This window comes from Mesorhizobium yinganensis (genome assembly GCF_040081985.1).
Lineage (GTDB): Bacteria > Pseudomonadota > Alphaproteobacteria > Rhizobiales > Rhizobiaceae > Kumtagia > Kumtagia yinganensis.
This window is the reverse complement of record NZ_JBEBMH010000060.1, coordinates 1-15068: the sequence shown is the minus strand read 5'-3', so window position 1 is coordinate 15068 and position 15068 is coordinate 1. Positions and strand designations below refer to the sequence as shown.

Sequence of the window (15068 nt, the reverse complement as noted above, 5' to 3'; positions counted from 1 at the left end):
ATCCGAAAGCCTGGCTCGCCGACGTCCTGGCTCGTATCGCCGATCTTCCTGCCTCTCGTCTGTACGAATTGCTGCCCTGGGAGTGGGAGCGTCTGCGCCGAGCCGATGTGGTCGTCGATCAACAAGCCGCCTGACCTTCACGCAACACCATCATAGCTTCGGCACCGCTCGCGCCAGCCAGCATCTTCTGCGGTCCCCAGCGTATGCGTACGTTTCCTGCCTGTCGGCTGTGTATGCAGCCAGGTGAGGATTCCACGTCCAATCAGCTTAGGCCAACTCGCAGCTTTGCGCCTGTGTCGGGCTTCGAGATAAGGTTTCCCAACGCTGTGAGCGGACCTCTTGGCTATGGCTAGCGCGGTCCGTATCCCCCATGAGCAAGCGCCTGGGATTATGTTCTGTGGCGCGGCGTTCTGTCGCCCAGATATCTTCAGCTCAATGGGGCGAAATTTGCGTGGGCGCTGATCAGCCAACGATCTTTCTCTAAACGGAAGACCGAAAGGCGCGGCGAAATTCCGACAATAGCCTTTCCTTCAACAGATTGGTCAGTTTCAATGCGATATCTGATGACCATTACATTGCTATCGCCAGTCGCGACAATATCGCCAAATTGTGGGCGAGTCATATGTTTAGGCAGCGCCCTGAGATAGCCAGCTTTGTCATGACCGCTGCCGTCCGAGCGCAAGATCTGATATTCAGGGGCAAGGACCGTCTCGACCACCTCAGGTTTTCCGGTAATAAGCGCGTCGAGCCATGGATCGAGCGCCCTGTGCGCCTGTTCCTCGGACAGTTTCTCTGCTCCCCTTGAAGGTTGAATGCCAGCGAGCGCCGAAAATCCAGCCAAAACTGCGATAGAAAACTGTCGGCGATTTGCCATACCCTTCCCCTCTGTGTACGGACCAGCGAATTTATGACGATCCGCTGTCTATAGAGGCATACGGCTGCATAAGCATCCCAAGATTTTCAACCAGCGGATCGAGGCATGGAAAGCTGCGACCACTTGACATTCTCGATTGGCGACCCTTGGCGCATACTCTTCCCAAGAGCCGCTATAAGCGTCGATTGGCGGCAAAGCATCGTCTTCATCCTACACTTCGTCGGAGGTGACCGTGCGGCCTAGCTGCCCCTAACGTTCCTGTGCCGACAACTGTCCGCTGCCGATCGTGATCTCTTCTGACGGCGATTGTCCTGAATGAGTCGGCAGTCAAATGGCAGCTTTGGCCTAACGCGGCCACTGGTGTGATCCGAGCCGAGCATCGCAACCTTGGAAACGGTGAGGCTCGCCAATTCTGCCAGGGCAGTATTGGGAGCGTCCCGACACCCGCTACCACGGTGTCGAAGGACACTACGTTCCATCGATGAGCGCGACTGTCGTCGCGCTGCACCAAGCGACACCGGTTGCGGTCCGGATGGTGATGCCCTCCACCTCATACCGGCTGTGAATGATCGTTCCGATCGCATCGGGAATGGCGCTGCCAAGCAGTCGCCTTCGATCACCGTGACCTCGGCCCTGGCCTCCAGAGCGATAGCGGCCCGAGCCCGATGAAGCCGCCATCGATGATGCCGATGCGTGCGCCCGGCGTCAGCAGCGGTACGATCGCCAGCGCATCACGGCGCTCGCCGCGTTCCGGCTTTCCTTTACGGTCTGAGCGATGTCGGGGATGGTCGTCATGGGGCTGGTGAAATTGTCACAATCTGGCGGCGTCTCGACCTCGCCGCTGGTGAAGTCGAAAATCGAAGCATGCTGGGAGCGCTCCAGTGCGTTCGCTTGCATAACGCAGCCTGCCCTATCATGGCTACCTCGATCTTCTTGCGCAGGCTGGCTAACCTATCGACCATTTGACGTGTCATGCAACATGCGGTCGAGTTCGACCCGAAGTCGATAGGCGAATATTTCGCAACCGGCCACAAAAATGCGGTCGCGTTGGCTTCAGGTAGAAGCGCGGTGAGTCGTCCTGTCGACGAGACTGCTGGGATGGAGATGGCCTTGCATGGGCCTATCATGGTAATTACCGGAGTGACGCTACGTTCGCCGTAAGTGTATCGAAAAATCGGCGGAAACTCTCGAATGTCTATCGCAACGGGCGAAGGCAAACTGGAACGGCGGCTCGCCGCGATCCTGGCCGCCGACATCGCCGGCTATTCGCGGCTGATGGGAGCGGATGAGGAAGGGACCCTCCGCGATCTGAGGGCGGCGGACGAGGAGGTTCTGACTCCCCAGACGGCGCAGCACCAGGGGCGCATCTTCAAGCGCATGGGCGATGGCTTTCTCGCCGAATTCCCCAGCGTGGTGGAGGCGATGCGCTGCGCGCTCGCCATTCAAACCGACATGGCGGCGCGCGCGGCCGCGAGCCCAGGCACGCGCAAGCTCGCGTTCCGCATCGGCGTGCACCTGGGCGATGTCATCGCCGATCGTGGCGATGTGTTCGGCGATGGCGTCAACGTGGCCGCGCGCCTACAGACGCTGGCGGAGCCGGGCGGTATCTGCGTGCACCGCTCCGTGCGGAACCAAGTTCGCGATCGCTTGCCCGTCAAGTTCGTCGATATGGGTGAAATCGAGGTCAAGAACATCGCCCGACCAGTGCGGGCCTTCCGAGTGGCGATTGAGGGCGCGGGTGGAGCCGAGGTCGCCCCACGCTTCAGGATTAAGCTCGCTCTCGGGGCTATCGCCGCGGCACTGGTCGCGGTCGTCGGCTTGGCGGCTGTAGCGTTCTGGCTGAGCGAGACGCCGCGGCCGGATGCCGCGACCGATCCGGCGGGTGTTGGCAAGCGTTCGATCGCGGTCCTGCCCTTTGCAAATGCAAGCGATGATTCCGAACAGGACTACTTCGCCGACGGCCTGAGCGACGGGCTTATCACCCAACTCACCGGCCTCTCGGGCCTGTTCGTCATCGCCCGCGGCTCGGTTCTGCCGTACAAGGGAAAGGCCGTCAGCCCTCAGACGGTCGCCCGCGAGCTGGGCGTCCGCTACGTGCTCGAAGGCAGCGTGCGCAAGTCTCAGGATCGCCTGCGCATCAGCGCCAACCTGGTGGAGGCCGACACTGCCCAGCAAATCTGGGCCAAGCAGTTCGACCGGCGCCTTGCCGATATCTTCACCGTGCAGGACGAGGTGATCAACGAGATCGTCGAGGCGCTCGCGGTCAAGCTCACGTCGGCGGAGGCGGTGGAACTGAAGCGCATTCCGACCCGCAACCTCGAGGCCTACGATTGGTTTCTGCGCGCCGAGGCGCAAAGCTACTATGTCGTCGACGCTACGACGCAAGCGCGAGCTCTGGCTGCCTATGACAAGGCGATCGCGCTTGATCCCTCCTTCGCCGACGCCTATGCCGGCTACGCGCGGACATCGGCGGAAATCTGGCGAAGCTTGGCAGACCTAGTCCTTTCGTCGACGATCGCCCGAAAGCGCGCCTACGAGGCCGCCGGCAAGGCGCTGGAGCTCGATCCCAACAATGCCCGCGCCTTCGCGGCGCTCGCGGTCTTTCAGTTGGCCGACGGCCGCCACGACGACGCTATCGCCTCGGTGCGGCGAGCCGCCGCGCTCAACCCCGGCGATGCCGAGGCCAAGGCGAGCCTTGCCACGGTGCTGGCCTATTCCGGCGATCTCGACGAGGCGGCGAGCGCGATTGCCGGCGCGATGCGTCTCAATCCCAAACCGCCGCCCGGCCTTCTTCAGGTTGCGGGCACGGTACATGCGCTGGCGGGGAAATACGAGCTGGCACGGGCTGAGCTCGAGACCGTGGTCGCCGCCTGGCCGGCCTCGGAGAACACCCACGAGTATCTGGCCGTCACCTATGCCGGGCTTGGCCGAACCGACGAGGCGCGCAAGCACGCGACCTTCCTGCAGAGTCTTCCCTACGCCAATCTGGCGGCATTTCGCCATCTTTATGCCGGCTGGTTCCGTAATCCGACAGATCTTGCGAACTACCTCGCCCTGCTCGCCGAGGCTGGCATTCCCGAATGGCCTCGCGACTACCGCGTGAATGAGCAGGCCCGCATCCGCGGCGAAGCTTTGGCCGCCTTGACCGTAGGACGCGGCTGGCGAGGCATCGCCGTGGTCCAAGGCAACGAAAAGGCGCCGTTCTTCTTGCAGATTACCAAAGACTTGCGGGTCGCCTATCGCGGCGTAAGCACATTTCTGACTGGGGTGGCGCGTATCGAGAATGACCAGCTCTGCCTGCAGTTCGAGGCTAGCTTCCGCGGCCACTGGCAATGCGGCGCAGTCTATGCCGACAAGAGCGCCGATCTCGACTACGCGCTGGTCCTGCCTGACACGCTGCGCTTCTTCTCGGTAAGATGATGCCGAGCTTTACCCATCTCCCCACGGGGCGCGGGAGATGATGGCGCGAATCGCGCGATGAGGGGAGGTCAAGCTGCTTGCCTGTCAGCAGATACACGTCGACCCAGCCTAAACCTGCCCTCACGCGTGGAGGAGGGCATCAATCCTTCTGGAGGTTTGGAATGTTATGTCCTACTTCTGCAACTCGGCGTGCACTTCCGGCCAGTTGGCCTCCGCCTTTGGCCGGTTGGCGGCGAGATCCTCAAAGCTGGCCCCTGCGCTAAGATAGAGCTTGCCATCGATGATCTGCCAGACCTCCGGTTCGATATTGACTGTCATCTCGTGATAGGCGACGCCCTCGCTGCACAGGCCGCCATATTGGGGCGCATAATCAAGCGGGCTGGCATCGAACAGCCTGCGGTTTTCCTCGCTGGCGAACTGCCAGGTGGCGCCGAGCCATTCCGATTGGATCTTCTCCGAGCCCTTCACCGCACGCTTTTCTGTGAAATAGGCGACCGTGTCGTAGCCCTCGATGGCAACGTTGCCGAAATAGCCGGTGTTGATCTCATCGGCCTGCGCCGGCACGGACCAGACGACAACGATGCAGAGACAAGTCAATCCGATATGTTTCATATCACTCATCCTTTCGCATAACGGCTCATGGCGGGCTCGCCGTCTCGGCGGCCATCTTGAGGCAGTCCCCACTCCACAGACCTGCCACTTTCGCCGGCTGGCACTGGCTTCCCCTCTTCAGCAGAAAAGCGATCGTCTCCTTGCGCGCCTTGAATCCTGCGCGGGTCAACGCAGTGTAGCCATGCCGTTCGGTCGCTTCTGCATCGGCCCCGGCGGCCAGCAACATCGCCAGTATGTCGGGATGGTTTTCCTCGGCTGCGACGATAAAAGGCGTTACCTTGAAGCGGTTCTCAGCGTCGCTGGGCAATGCCCCTGCGACCAGCAACTGTCGCACGCATTCCGCACACCCCGCATAGGATGCGCCATGCAACGCCGTCATTCCCCGGTTGTTCCTTGCCACGACATTCGCGCCTCGTTTGATCAGCATGGCGACAGCTTCATTTTGACCAGCGAGACAGGCAACGACCAGCGCAGTCTCGCCGGTCGAGTTTTTCTCCTCAATAGCGTTGCCGCCCTCAAGCAGGGCCTTGAGTGCCGTCGTATCTCCGGAGCGCGCCGCATCGTGAAGCGGCCCGGCCGTCGCGGCTGTAGCCATCAATCCGAACCAAAATGCCAATGCAGACAGTAGTCTAGCGAGCATGTCGGCCCCCACCTGGGCTACAGAATATTAGCACGTGTGCCGCTTCCCGTCGAGCCTGGCGCTGGCTCTTCTCTCACCCTCGGTTGACCTTCGTGACCCTGGTCGGAACGAGTCCGAACCCGTGTCTGGAATCCCGTTAGCAATTCCACAGAGTGCCTCTATTCGCCGAAACCGCTATAATACCTTGGTCGTCCGCGGTTGATGGCGGATTTCGACGAAACGCGGTGGCACCATGGGCCCATCAAAGTATCTCCGTCGCCTCGTATCGAACATAGTCGAGTTCGGCACCCGGAGCTACACCGGCGACATTGCAAGAAGGTTGCGAATATTCAATGGGCTGAATGCCTTTGTTGCGGTAGCATCATTTGCGAAGGCACTTCAATATGCCGTGCATGATGTCTCTCTCTACCCGGTCTCCATTACGGCGACCACGGCCGGTTTACTATTATTTGCCAGCCCGCTTTTCCATCGATGGAACGAGATCATTGCACCGGTCTATTTTTGCATTGTTGTTTCGGTCGACTTCTTCGTCATTGGGATGTTGAGCGGTTCCTCCGCCGGCTCTCAGTACAATCTGTTGGCTGCACCCGGAATCGTACTCGTGTTCGGGTCGCGTCGGTTGGCCTTGAGTCTCGTGATGGCGCTATTGCTATTCCTCACGTTTGTTGCAATCGATGTGGGAGCGCCTGTCCTGGGACAAATTGCGCCGATGAATGCGGCGTTTGGAGAAAGGAACAAGATCATCTCGATCACGACTGCAGCAGCGATCCTCTTCGGTGCGATGGCTTATGCGCTAAAACTGGCGGAAAGCGCCGAAGAGGCACTGTCGCGGGAGTATCAGCGATCCGAGGGGCTCCTGCAAAACCTGATGCCGGGCTCGATCGCAGCCCGCCTTAAGAAAAACCCGGATCAGATCATCGCCGACCATTTCGAAGACGTGACGATCCTCTTTGCCGACATAGTTGATTTCACGCCGCGCGCCATGCGGCTTGCACCGGCCCGTGTCGTCGGATTGCTCAACCGTGTGTTTTCCGAGTTCGATCGCCTAGCCGAGAAACACAAGCTCGAGAAGATCAAGACAATCGGGGATGCCTACATGATCGCCGGCGGCATGCCTGATCAATCCAGCGGACATTGCGCTGCGGTGGCAGAAATGGCCCTCGACATGCTCGACAGTGTAACGCAAATCGGGCCCGAGCTGGACGAGGATCTGAGGCTTCGAATCGGTATACATACCGGGCCGGCGATTGCTGGCGTTATCGGCACCAGGAAGCTGTTTTATGATGTATGGGGAGATACGGTTAACACTGCGTCCCGGATGGAGTCGCAAGGAAGCGCCGGCAGGATTCAAGTGACCGAAAACACGAGGCTGGTGCTGGGCTCTTCTTACAAGTTTGAATTCAGAGGCGTGGTGGATGTGAAGGGCAAGGGGCCGATGTCACTCTACTATCTCGAAGGACGGGAACCATCGACTGTGTGAACCGCGTACAACGATGTACGCGCAGGGACTACCGTGCGAAGAGGCCTGTACTCGGATTGCTTTTGGGCCGGTCACTACTCTGGAGCTGGGGAGTGCAGCTCGGTGTATGCGATCAACGGGCACTTGGCGCAGGTCGCGCTCCTTCATAGATGGGGCATCTGTGGCACCTCGCTCCAACACCATTCGTCTCGGCGATATTCATCGCCTCCGGCGTGCGACGTCCATTCAGCGCAGACTCTCGATCGGCACTGGGTCCACGTCGGTGTAGTCGACATTGTCGCCGGCCATGGCCCAGATGAAGGCGTAGCTGGAGGTGCCGGCGCCGGAATGGATCGACCAGCACGGTGACACCACCGCCTCCTCGTTCTTCATCACGATGTGGCGGGTCTCGTCCGGCTCGCCCATCAGGTGGAACACGCGTGCGTTCTCGGCGAGGTCGAAATAGAGATAGGCCTCCATTCGCCGGTCGTGGATATGGCAGGGCATGGTGTTCCACACGGAGCCGGGCGCCAATTGCGTCATGCCGACCACCAGCTGGCAGGTTTTCGCGCCTTCCGGATGGATGAACTGGAAGATGGAGCGCTCGTTTGAGGTGGCCTGATTGCCGAGATCGACGCGCCTGGCGTCACCGATGCGGATCAATTTTGTTGGATGGCTCGCATGGCCAGGCGCGGATATCACGTAGAATTTCGCAGGTTTGGCCGCGTCGTCCGAACCGAAGGTCACGCTGATCTTTCCAATGCCGACATAGACCATGTCGCGCGGACCGGTCGCAAATGTCTCGCCATCCGCCGTCACCGTGCCGGCGCCGCCGATGTTGATGACGATCAGCTCGCGGCGGTCGAGGAAGTTGTGCGTCCCCGTCTGCTTGATGGGTTCGAGCGCCAGCGCCTGCGCCAGCGGCACCGCGCCGCCGATGATCATGCGGTCGTAGTGCGTGTAGGTCAGCGCCACCTTCCCGGGCCGGAACAGGTCCGGCATCAAAAAGTTCGCACGCAATTCGTCGGTGCCCATGGCCGCCGCCGTCATCGGGTCGATGGCGTGGCGGATGTCGATTTCGGTCGTCGCGGTCGCAGTCTTCCGGTCCGTCATGTAAGCACCACGTATTCCGTCAGTTGGCCGATGGTTGTGTCCGCCTTGGCGACGTCGAACACTTTCGTGCCGTGGCTCATGATCACGAAGCGGTCGCACACCTGGTAGGCGTGATAGAGGTTGTGAGTCACGAGCACGCTGGAAACATTCTCGGCCTTGAGCTTCAGCACCTGGTTGAGCAGCGCCTCGGTCTCGCGCACCGAGAGCGCCGAGGTCGGCTCGTCGAGCAGCAGCACGCGGCGCTTGAAGAACACGGCGCGCGCGATCGCCACGGCCTGCTTCTGGCCACCGGACAGCTCGCCGACCAGCTTGTCGGGTGAGTCGATGCCCGAAATGTGCACGGCCGACTTCAGCACCTCCATTGCGATCTCGCGCATCTCCGACTGCTTTAGGAAACCCATGCCGTTGATGCGTTCGCGGCCCATGAAGATGTTGCGCGTAATCGAAAGCGAATCCACCAGCGCGGTGTTCTGGTAGATCGTCTCGATGCCGGCATCGGCCGAGTCCGTGCGGCAGGCGAACAGCATCTGCCTGCCATCGACCGAGATATGGCCGGATGTCGGCTGATGGATGCCGGAGATCAGGTTCACCGTCGTCGACTTGCCGGCGCCGTTGTCGCCGAGCAGGCCGACCACTTCGCTCTCGCCGACATGGAAGGACAGGTTCTTTAGCGCCGTAAGCGCGCCGAAACGCTTGCTGACGTTGTGAAGTCCGAGAAGGGGAGCGGCAGGCATCAGGCGGTCCCCTTGCGTTCGATGAGCTGGTTGAGGATGGCGGCCCCGACGATCAGCGTCGCGATGAACATTTCGAGATAGAAGCCCGGCGCGCGCACGAGCAGCAGCACGTTGGTGATGGTGTGAATCAGCAGCACACCGAGGAAGATGCCGATCACGGAGCCGCGCCCGCCATTCAGCGACAGGCCGCCGATGACGCAGGCGGCGATCGCTTGGAGTTCGAGGCCGGTGCCTTGTCCGGGCTGGACGCTGCCGACGCGCGACGTGGCGAGGATGCCTGCGAAGGCCGCCATGCCGCCGGCGATGGCGAAGGCCGCCATCTTGATGCGCTTCACGTTGATGCCGATGGCGGTAGCGGCCGCACGGTTGCCGCCGGTCGCGAATACATGGTTGCCGAACCAGTGATTGTGCAGAAGCAGATGGAAGACGACCACAAGAAGGATGATCCAGATGAAGGCCGCGTTGAGCCCGAAGAAGGTGCCCGCGAACAGCGCGGAGAAGGCCGGCTCCGGATCGAAGCGCACCTGCACCGCGCCATTGTAGAGCAGCACTGCGCCGCGCCAGAACAGCAGCCCGCCCAGCGTCACAATGAAGGATGGCAGGCCGAAGCGCAGCGTGATCATGCCGTTCAGCATGCCGATCGCCACGCCGATCAGGATCGCCAGCGGCGCGGCGATGAACGCGCTCATACCGTTGCCCACCTGCACCGCCATGATGATGGCGGTCAGTGTGTAGACGGAGCCGATCGACAGGTCGAACTCGCCGGCGATCATCAGTATGCCCGCGCCAAGCGCCAGGCAGCCGAGCACCGGCACCGCCTTCATGAGGATGGTCAGGTTCTGCGGCGACAGATAGCGGAAATCGTCGGGATAAAGCAGGCCAGCGGCGATGCAGGCGATCTGAATCAGCGCGAATACGACGAAAATCGAACCTGCAGGCTTGGCCAGCATCTGCCTTGCCAGCGAACTCCTGGCCGTGCGGGATCGGACGGCGTCGCCGTCGGTCGACGAGATGGTCAAGGCCGGTGCCCTCATGTCGGGAATAGGATGCGACCCTCCGGCTTTGCGGGCCGGAAGGTCGGACGAAGGCGTTCGATCAGCGATAGGTGCCGATCATCGGCTTCACCGCACCGATGCGGTTCTTGTCGAGGAAGGCGCCCTGGCCGGTGTCGACGTCGGTCGGGGTCAGGCCGTACTTCTTGGCAAGCGCGATCTGGGCGATCGGATAGAAGCCCTGCAGATAGGGCTGCTGGTCCATCGTCGCGAACATGGCACCCGATTCGACCGCGTTGACGATTTCCACCGCCAGGTCGAAGCCGCCGAAGGGTATGTCGACGCCGGCGTCCTTGATCGCGCCCGCGCCGACCGTCGAGGTAACGGAGCCGGTACCGAAAACGGCCTTTACGGTCGGGTTGGCAATCAGGAACTGCGCCATGATGTTCTGCGCTTCCGCCAGGTCGAGGCCCGACTTGACGGTCTCGACCTTGATCCCCTTTTCGCTCATCGCCTTCTCGATGCCGCCGCCGCGCGCGACCGCGAAACTGGCTTCCGGTATCTCGCGTGGGTTGAAGACCACGTCACCTTCCTTCAGCCCGAATTTCTCGATCATTCGCTGCCCGAGCTCATATCCGGACGCGAACTCGTTCATTCCGACATAGGCCTGGCGGCAGTTGCCGTTGGCGCCTTCGAGATCGTCATTGTTGAAGCCGATCACGACGATCCCGGCCTTCACGGCGTCGCAGATGCTTTTGTCGAAGGCATCCGAGCTGGAGATCGCCACCGCGATGCCGTCGACGCCGGCCGCGGTCGCCGCCTCGATCAGGTCGTTCTGGCGCACCGGATCGTTGTTCGCGTACTGCACGTCGAGATCGACACCGAACTGCGCCGCCGCGTCCTGCGCACCCTTCACGACCGGGTTGAAGAACTGCACGCTCGGGTCGAGATAGATGATCATCGTCGCCTTGACGTCGGCGGCATGGACCGCCGTCGACAGGAACGTTGCGCCGATCGCCGCGCCCAATAACTTCCTGAAGCTCTGACTAGCCATAGACTTTCCTCCCATTGATGGATGTCGCCGCCCGTTTTCCTCCCGGGCGGATTCTTTGAAACGGTGCTACCCGTTGAACCAGCGCGCAGGTGTGCCCATGGTGACGTGGATGCCTTTCACCTGCGAATATTCGTCAAAACCGTAGCGGCCGAGCTCACGCCCGAGGCCGCTTCTTTTGTAGCCGCCGACCGGAAGCTCCGGCGTGCCGTCGATGACGCTGTTGACCCAGCAGCGGCCGGCGTGCACGCGGCGTATGGTCTGCATGGCGTTTTCGAGGTTGGTCGACCACACGGTGGCCGACAGGCCGAACTCGGAATCGTTAGCGAGCGCCACGGCCTCGTCCGCCGTGCGGAACGCGATGGTCGACAGCACCGGCCCGAAGATCTCCTCTCGCGCGATCGACATGTCGGGCCGCACATTGCGGAACACGGTGGGTTGGTAGTAGAGCCCGGCGCCTTCGCCGGCCATGTGGCCGCCGGTCAGCAATTCGGCACCAGCGCTTTCACCCGCGCGCACATAACCCTCGACCTTCGCGATATGCGCCTTCGAGATCATCGCGCCGATGCGGGTGCGGTCGTTGAGCGGATCGCCGTAGGGAACTTTTGCCGAGATCGCCAGCACGCGGTCCATGATCTCGTCGCGGATGCTCTCCTCTACCAGTAGGCGGCTGCCGGAAATGCAGCATTGTCCGGCATTGTGATAGACGCCGTAGGCTATGCCGTCGGCGGCTGCGTCGAGATCGGCATCGGCAAAGACGATCTGCGGCCCCTTGCCGCCGAGTTCCAGCCCGACGCGCTTCACCTGTCTTGCGGCGATCTCGGCGAGCAGCGTGCCGACGCGTACCGAACCGGTGAAGGCGACCATGTCGACGCGCGGGTCCTCGGCGAGGATCTGCCCGGCCGGGTTGCCATAGCCGGTGACGACGTTGAAGACGCCGTCCGGAATGCCTGCCTCGCGTGCCAGTTCGGCCATGCGAATGGATGTGCCCGAGGTGAATTCGGATGGCTTCAGCACGACCGTGCAGCCGGCGCCGATCGCCCACGGCGCGCGCTCCGAGGCGATGATGAAGGGGAAATTCCACGGCGTGATGATGCCGACGACGCCGACTGGCTCGCGCAGAACGAGGCCGAGGCGGTTGTCGCCGATGTTGTTGAAGCTGTCGCCCTCCTGCCCGCGCGTCTGACCAGCCGCATAGGCCCAGAGGTCGGCGCAATATTCGATCTCACCGCGCGCCTGGAGAATCGGCTTGCCCACTTCGAGGCATTCGGCCAGCGCCAGCTCGTCGAGATTGGCGAGGATCAGCTCGGAGACCTTGTAGAGCAGGCGCGAACGCTCAGCGCCCGACATGCGCGGCCAGGGGCCCTTGTCGAAGGCCTCTCGCGCCGCGGCTATGGCAAGCTTTACATCGTCCGCGGATGCGTCGGGCCACCTGCCGACGACCATGCCAAGATGTCCCGGGCTTTCCCGCTCAATGGCTTTCCCACTGGCTGCGTCGACAGACTTACCCGCCACAAGCATCCGGTAATCTGGCCTCCCTTTCAGACGCTGATCATCGATCCGAGGGGTGATGAAGGTATTTTCAATGTTCATTTTCAGGCCAGAGCGTGTGACGTCTTGTATGGTAGCGTATGTAAGTATGGTACGGTATGGTAGTTGCCGGACGCTGTCAATGTGCTAAGAAGCGATATGAACATTCAGTCGCTGAAGATCGAAAAGGGCGCCGAAACCGGCGACAGCACCGCGGCTCAGGTGGAGCGAGATCTTCGCGAAGCGATCATCCGGCTCGAATTGAAGCCTGGTGCCCGTCTCTCGGAGCAGGAGATCGCCGACAGCTTGGGCGTTTCACGTCAGCCCGTTCGCGAAGCCTTGATCGCGCTAGCCAAATCGAAGCTGGTCGAGGTGCGCCCCAAGCGCGGCACGGTGGTCGTGAAAATCTCGGCTCGTGAGATGATGGAAGCGCGCTTCGTTCGCGAGGCCATCGAGACTGCAGTCGTTCGGCGGGCTTGCGAAACGTTCGACCCCTGGGTGCGGGCCTCCATCACCGGAATTCTGGCCAGACAACAAGCGGCCCGGGAGACCCAGGACTACAACCGCTTCCGCCGCGAGGACGAGCAGTTCCATATGGCGATCGCCAACGGCGCGGGATGCGGCATGGCGTGGAGCGTGATCGCCGATATCAAGGCGCACATAGACCGGGTCTGCAACCTGCAACTTCGCAAACCCGATTCGATGGGAAGGCTGATCGAAGAGCACGAGGCGATTGTCCACGCAATCGATGCGCGCAGTTCAGACGCAGCGGTGGAAGCAATGCAATCTCACTTGAACGGGATTCTTGCCGATCTGCTGCGTATCGAGGCCGAGAATCTGACGCTGTTCGAATGAGGAGGGCAGCGTCATCGTAGCTGCCGTTGCCTTTCAACGTCAGTCCAAGTGTCGTTCCGGCTTGAGCGTGATACCGGATCTGCTTGTATCGAAATTAATATACGCGAACACTCTTTGAGGTTCGCTTCCAGCGTTTGGTACCTGCGAGAACATTTTCGCTCGGGAAACCGGACATTGCAGATTGCCCCTCATGCGACTTGAACTGGGAACGTCAGCTTCGCGGCTCGTTCCCGGCGGTAGGCTCCAAGATCGATCAAACTCCTTCTCGACGGGCGTGGACAGAGGGTCACACATCTCCAAGATGCTGGTTACACGAAATATCTCCTAGTGGATGGAATCTAACACTTGGTGCCCACGTTTGACGGCGGCGATGATTTCGTCGTGGTCGGCGGTCCAGACAAAAGGTTTGGGTTTTTGGTTGTGCTCGGCGAGGAAGCGGTTGATTGCCGCCTGAAGGTCGACGACGGAGTGGAAGACACCGCGCTTGAGACGCCGCTTCGACAGCTTGGCGAAGAAGCCCTCGACGGCGTTGAGCCATGAGGACGAGGTCGGGGTGAAGTGGAAGGTGAAGCGCTGATGGCGGTCGAGCCAGGCCCGCACCTTGGGGTGCTTGTGAGCGGCGTAGTTGTCGAGGACGACGTGGACGGCCTTGCCGGCCGGCACCTCGGCGTCGATGGCGTTGAGGAAGCGGATGAACTGCTGATGGCGGTGACGCTGCATATTGCGGCCGATGACGGTGCCGTCGAGCACGTTGAGGGCCGCAAACAGCGTGGTCGTGCCGTTGCGCTTGTAATCGTGCGTCATGGTGCCGAGCCTGCCCTTCTTGAGAGGCAGGCCGGGCTGGGTGCGATCGAGCGCCTGGATCTGGCTCTTCTCGTCGACCGACAGCACGATGGCGTGGGCCGGCGGATCGACGTAGAGGCCGACGACGTCGAGCAGCTTGTCGACGAACTGCGGGTCGTTGGACAGCTTGAACTGGCGCCAGCGGTGGGGCTGCGGGCCGTGCGCCTTCCAGCTGCGGCGCACCGCGCTGGCGCTGATGCCGGCAGCTTGCGCCATCATGTCGGCAGTCCAGTGCGTCGTCTCGCCGAGTGGGTCCTGCACCGTCAGCGCCACCATCACGCGTTCGGCCACGGCGGGACCAAGCGGGGGAATGCGCGAGGGCCGCGTCTTGTCGTGCAGCAGCCCCTCGAAGCCTTCCTCGGCAAAGCACTCCTGCCAGCGCCACACGCAGGTCTTGGACTTGCCGGTTTACCGCATGATCTCGACGGTGCCGGGTACCCATACGCTGAGGACCGCAGAAGATGCTGGCTCGCGCGAGCGGTGCCGAAGCTATGATGGTGTTGCGTGAAGGTCAGGCGGCTTGTTGATCGACGACCACATCGGCTCGGCGCAGACGCTCCCACTCCCGGCGAAACGATAAGCGAAATTCCTGTGCGCATACGCTAGACTCGCACGCGCGCTCTCGAAACGGAATCCGAAATCGGACCCTTATGTTAGGCGAGAACCACTAGTTGCCAGTTTCATTGATTTCCCCCTGGCTCGATCCGGAGATAATTCACTAACGTCTTGTGACAATGGCCGACTATACCACGTGACCTGAGACCCTGAACTTCCTCCAGATTTGGGTAGAGTCCGTCGATCATGGAGACGGATGATGCGACCTTCGAGGTTCACGGAAGAACAGATCATCGGGATGCTGAAGGAGCAGGAGGCCGGTGCGAAGACGGCGGATGTCTGCCGCAAGCACGGCATCTCGGCTGCGACCTTCTACAAGTTCAAGGCGAA

The 15068-nt window shown here is 61.4% G+C and carries 14 protein-coding genes and 1 pseudogene; 5 read left to right on the top strand and 10 right to left on the bottom strand.

Annotated elements, in window-relative coordinates; all coding sequences use genetic code 11:
- Positions 1-134: transposase domain-containing protein (locus ABMA59_RS36205; protein ID WP_349010181.1), on the top strand; the 134-nt coding region annotated here is incomplete at its 5' end.
- A 293-nt stretch (positions 135-427) separates the two neighbouring features.
- Here the strand turns inward: ABMA59_RS36205 and ABMA59_RS36200 are convergent.
- Positions 428-874 carry a nuclear transport factor 2 family protein gene (locus ABMA59_RS36200; RefSeq protein ID WP_349010176.1) on the bottom strand — a complete coding sequence of 149 codons (447 nt, stop codon included), beginning with the start codon at positions 872-874 and terminating at the stop codon, positions 428-430.
- A gap of 705 nt (positions 875-1579) precedes the next feature.
- Positions 1580-1771, bottom strand: a complete 192-nt coding sequence (locus ABMA59_RS36195) for a hypothetical protein (protein ID WP_349010175.1) — start codon at positions 1769-1771, stop codon at positions 1580-1582.
- Positions 1772-2065: 294 nt separating this feature from the next.
- Between ABMA59_RS36195 and ABMA59_RS36190 the strand changes: the two genes are divergently transcribed.
- Positions 2066-4294 (top strand): adenylate/guanylate cyclase domain-containing protein, encoded by a 2229-nt coding sequence (locus tag ABMA59_RS36190; protein ID WP_349010174.1) that lies wholly within the window; start codon positions 2066-2068, stop codon positions 4292-4294.
- 171 nt (positions 4295-4465) lie between these two features.
- Here ABMA59_RS36190 and ABMA59_RS36185 read toward each other — a convergent pair whose 3' ends face one another.
- Together ABMA59_RS36185 and ABMA59_RS36180 are read right to left on the bottom strand one after the other, a co-directional pair.
- Positions 4466-4906, bottom strand: coding sequence for a YHS domain-containing (seleno)protein (locus tag ABMA59_RS36185; RefSeq protein ID WP_349010173.1), 441 nt, complete (start codon positions 4904-4906; stop codon positions 4466-4468).
- Between the two features lie 25 nt (positions 4907-4931).
- A complete protein-coding gene (locus ABMA59_RS36180) occupies positions 4932-5558 on the bottom strand; it encodes an ankyrin repeat domain-containing protein (protein WP_349010172.1) in 627 nt (208 codons plus the stop codon).
- Between the two features lie 220 nt (positions 5559-5778).
- Here ABMA59_RS36180 and ABMA59_RS36175 point away from each other — a divergent pair, with 220 nt between their 5' ends.
- Positions 5779-7026, top strand: a complete 1248-nt coding sequence (locus ABMA59_RS36175; protein ID WP_349010171.1) for an adenylate/guanylate cyclase domain-containing protein — start codon at positions 5779-5781, stop codon at positions 7024-7026.
- A 225-nt stretch (positions 7027-7251) separates the two neighbouring features.
- Here ABMA59_RS36175 and kduI read toward each other — a convergent pair whose 3' ends face one another.
- The 5 genes from kduI to ABMA59_RS36150 all read right to left on the bottom strand — a co-directional run bounded on the left by kduI (position 7252) and on the right by ABMA59_RS36150 (position 12488).
- Complete coding sequence (kduI, locus tag ABMA59_RS36170) at positions 7252-8118, bottom strand: 5-dehydro-4-deoxy-D-glucuronate isomerase (RefSeq protein ID WP_349010170.1); 867 nt, start codon at positions 8116-8118, stop codon at positions 7252-7254.
- A complete protein-coding gene (locus ABMA59_RS36165; RefSeq protein WP_349010169.1) occupies positions 8115-8852 on the bottom strand; it encodes an ATP-binding cassette domain-containing protein in 738 nt (245 codons plus the stop codon). The genes kduI and ABMA59_RS36165 overlap by 4 nt, the downstream gene beginning before the upstream one ends.
- On the bottom strand, positions 8852-9802 hold the full coding sequence (locus ABMA59_RS36160; protein ID WP_349010180.1) for an ABC transporter permease: 951 nt from the start codon (positions 9800-9802) through the stop codon (positions 8852-8854). The genes ABMA59_RS36165 and ABMA59_RS36160 overlap by 1 nt, the downstream gene beginning before the upstream one ends.
- Positions 9803-9947: 145 nt before the next feature.
- Positions 9948-10898 carry a sugar ABC transporter substrate-binding protein gene (locus tag ABMA59_RS36155; protein ID WP_425476056.1) on the bottom strand — a complete coding sequence of 317 codons (951 nt, stop codon included), beginning with the start codon at positions 10896-10898 and terminating at the stop codon, positions 9948-9950.
- 66 nt (positions 10899-10964) lie between these two features.
- Positions 10965-12488, bottom strand: coding sequence for an aldehyde dehydrogenase family protein (locus ABMA59_RS36150; protein WP_425476055.1), 1524 nt, complete (start codon positions 12486-12488; stop codon positions 10965-10967).
- 96 nt (positions 12489-12584) lie between these two features.
- Here ABMA59_RS36150 and ABMA59_RS36145 point away from each other — a divergent pair, with 96 nt between their 5' ends.
- The gene (locus tag ABMA59_RS36145; RefSeq protein WP_349010168.1) at positions 12585-13280 is read left to right on the top strand and encodes a GntR family transcriptional regulator; all 696 of its coding nucleotides are present in this window, start codon (positions 12585-12587) and stop codon (positions 13278-13280) included.
- A 324-nt stretch (positions 13281-13604) separates the two neighbouring features.
- Here the strand turns inward: ABMA59_RS36145 and ABMA59_RS36140 are convergent.
- Positions 13605-14531, bottom strand: a pseudogene (locus tag ABMA59_RS36140) (IS630 family transposase); the annotation flags it as partial.
- Between the two features lie 406 nt (positions 14532-14937).
- Between ABMA59_RS36140 and ABMA59_RS36135 the strand changes: the two are divergent.
- The coding region (locus ABMA59_RS36135; RefSeq protein ID WP_349010177.1) for a transposase at positions 14938-15068 on the top strand (131 nt) is incomplete at its 3' end.

What these genes read in the sequence shown, in the direction of transcription:
- ABMA59_RS36200 (WP_349010176.1), bottom strand. Translation starts at nt 874, where the DNA reads ATGGCAAATCGCCGACAGTTTTCTATCGCAGTTTTGGCTGGATTTTCG.
- ABMA59_RS36195 (WP_349010175.1), bottom strand. Translation starts at nt 1,771, where the DNA reads ATGCAAGCGAACGCACTGGAGCGCTCCCAGCATGCTTCGATTTTCGAC.
- ABMA59_RS36190 (WP_349010174.1), top strand. Translation starts at nt 2,066, where the DNA reads ATGTCTATCGCAACGGGCGAAGGCAAACTGGAACGGCGGCTCGCCGCG.
- ABMA59_RS36185 (WP_349010173.1), bottom strand. Translation starts at nt 4,906, where the DNA reads ATGAAACATATCGGATTGACTTGTCTCTGCATCGTTGTCGTCTGGTCC.
- ABMA59_RS36175 (WP_349010171.1), top strand. Translation starts at nt 5,779, where the DNA reads ATGGGCCCATCAAAGTATCTCCGTCGCCTCGTATCGAACATAGTCGAG.
- kduI (WP_349010170.1), bottom strand. Translation starts at nt 8,118, where the DNA reads ATGACGGACCGGAAGACTGCGACCGCGACGACCGAAATCGACATCCGC.
- ABMA59_RS36165 (WP_349010169.1), bottom strand. Translation starts at nt 8,852, where the DNA reads ATGCCTGCCGCTCCCCTTCTCGGACTTCACAACGTCAGCAAGCGTTTC.
- ABMA59_RS36160 (WP_349010180.1), bottom strand. Translation starts at nt 9,802, where the DNA reads ATGCTGGCCAAGCCTGCAGGTTCGATTTTCGTCGTATTCGCGCTGATT.
- ABMA59_RS36155 (WP_425476056.1), bottom strand. Translation starts at nt 10,898, where the DNA reads ATGGCTAGTCAGAGCTTCAGGAAGTTATTGGGCGCGGCGATCGGCGCA.
- ABMA59_RS36150 (WP_425476055.1), bottom strand. Translation starts at nt 12,488, where the DNA reads ATGAACATTGAAAATACCTTCATCACCCCTCGGATCGATGATCAGCGT.
- ABMA59_RS36145 (WP_349010168.1), top strand. Translation starts at nt 12,585, where the DNA reads ATGAACATTCAGTCGCTGAAGATCGAAAAGGGCGCCGAAACCGGCGAC.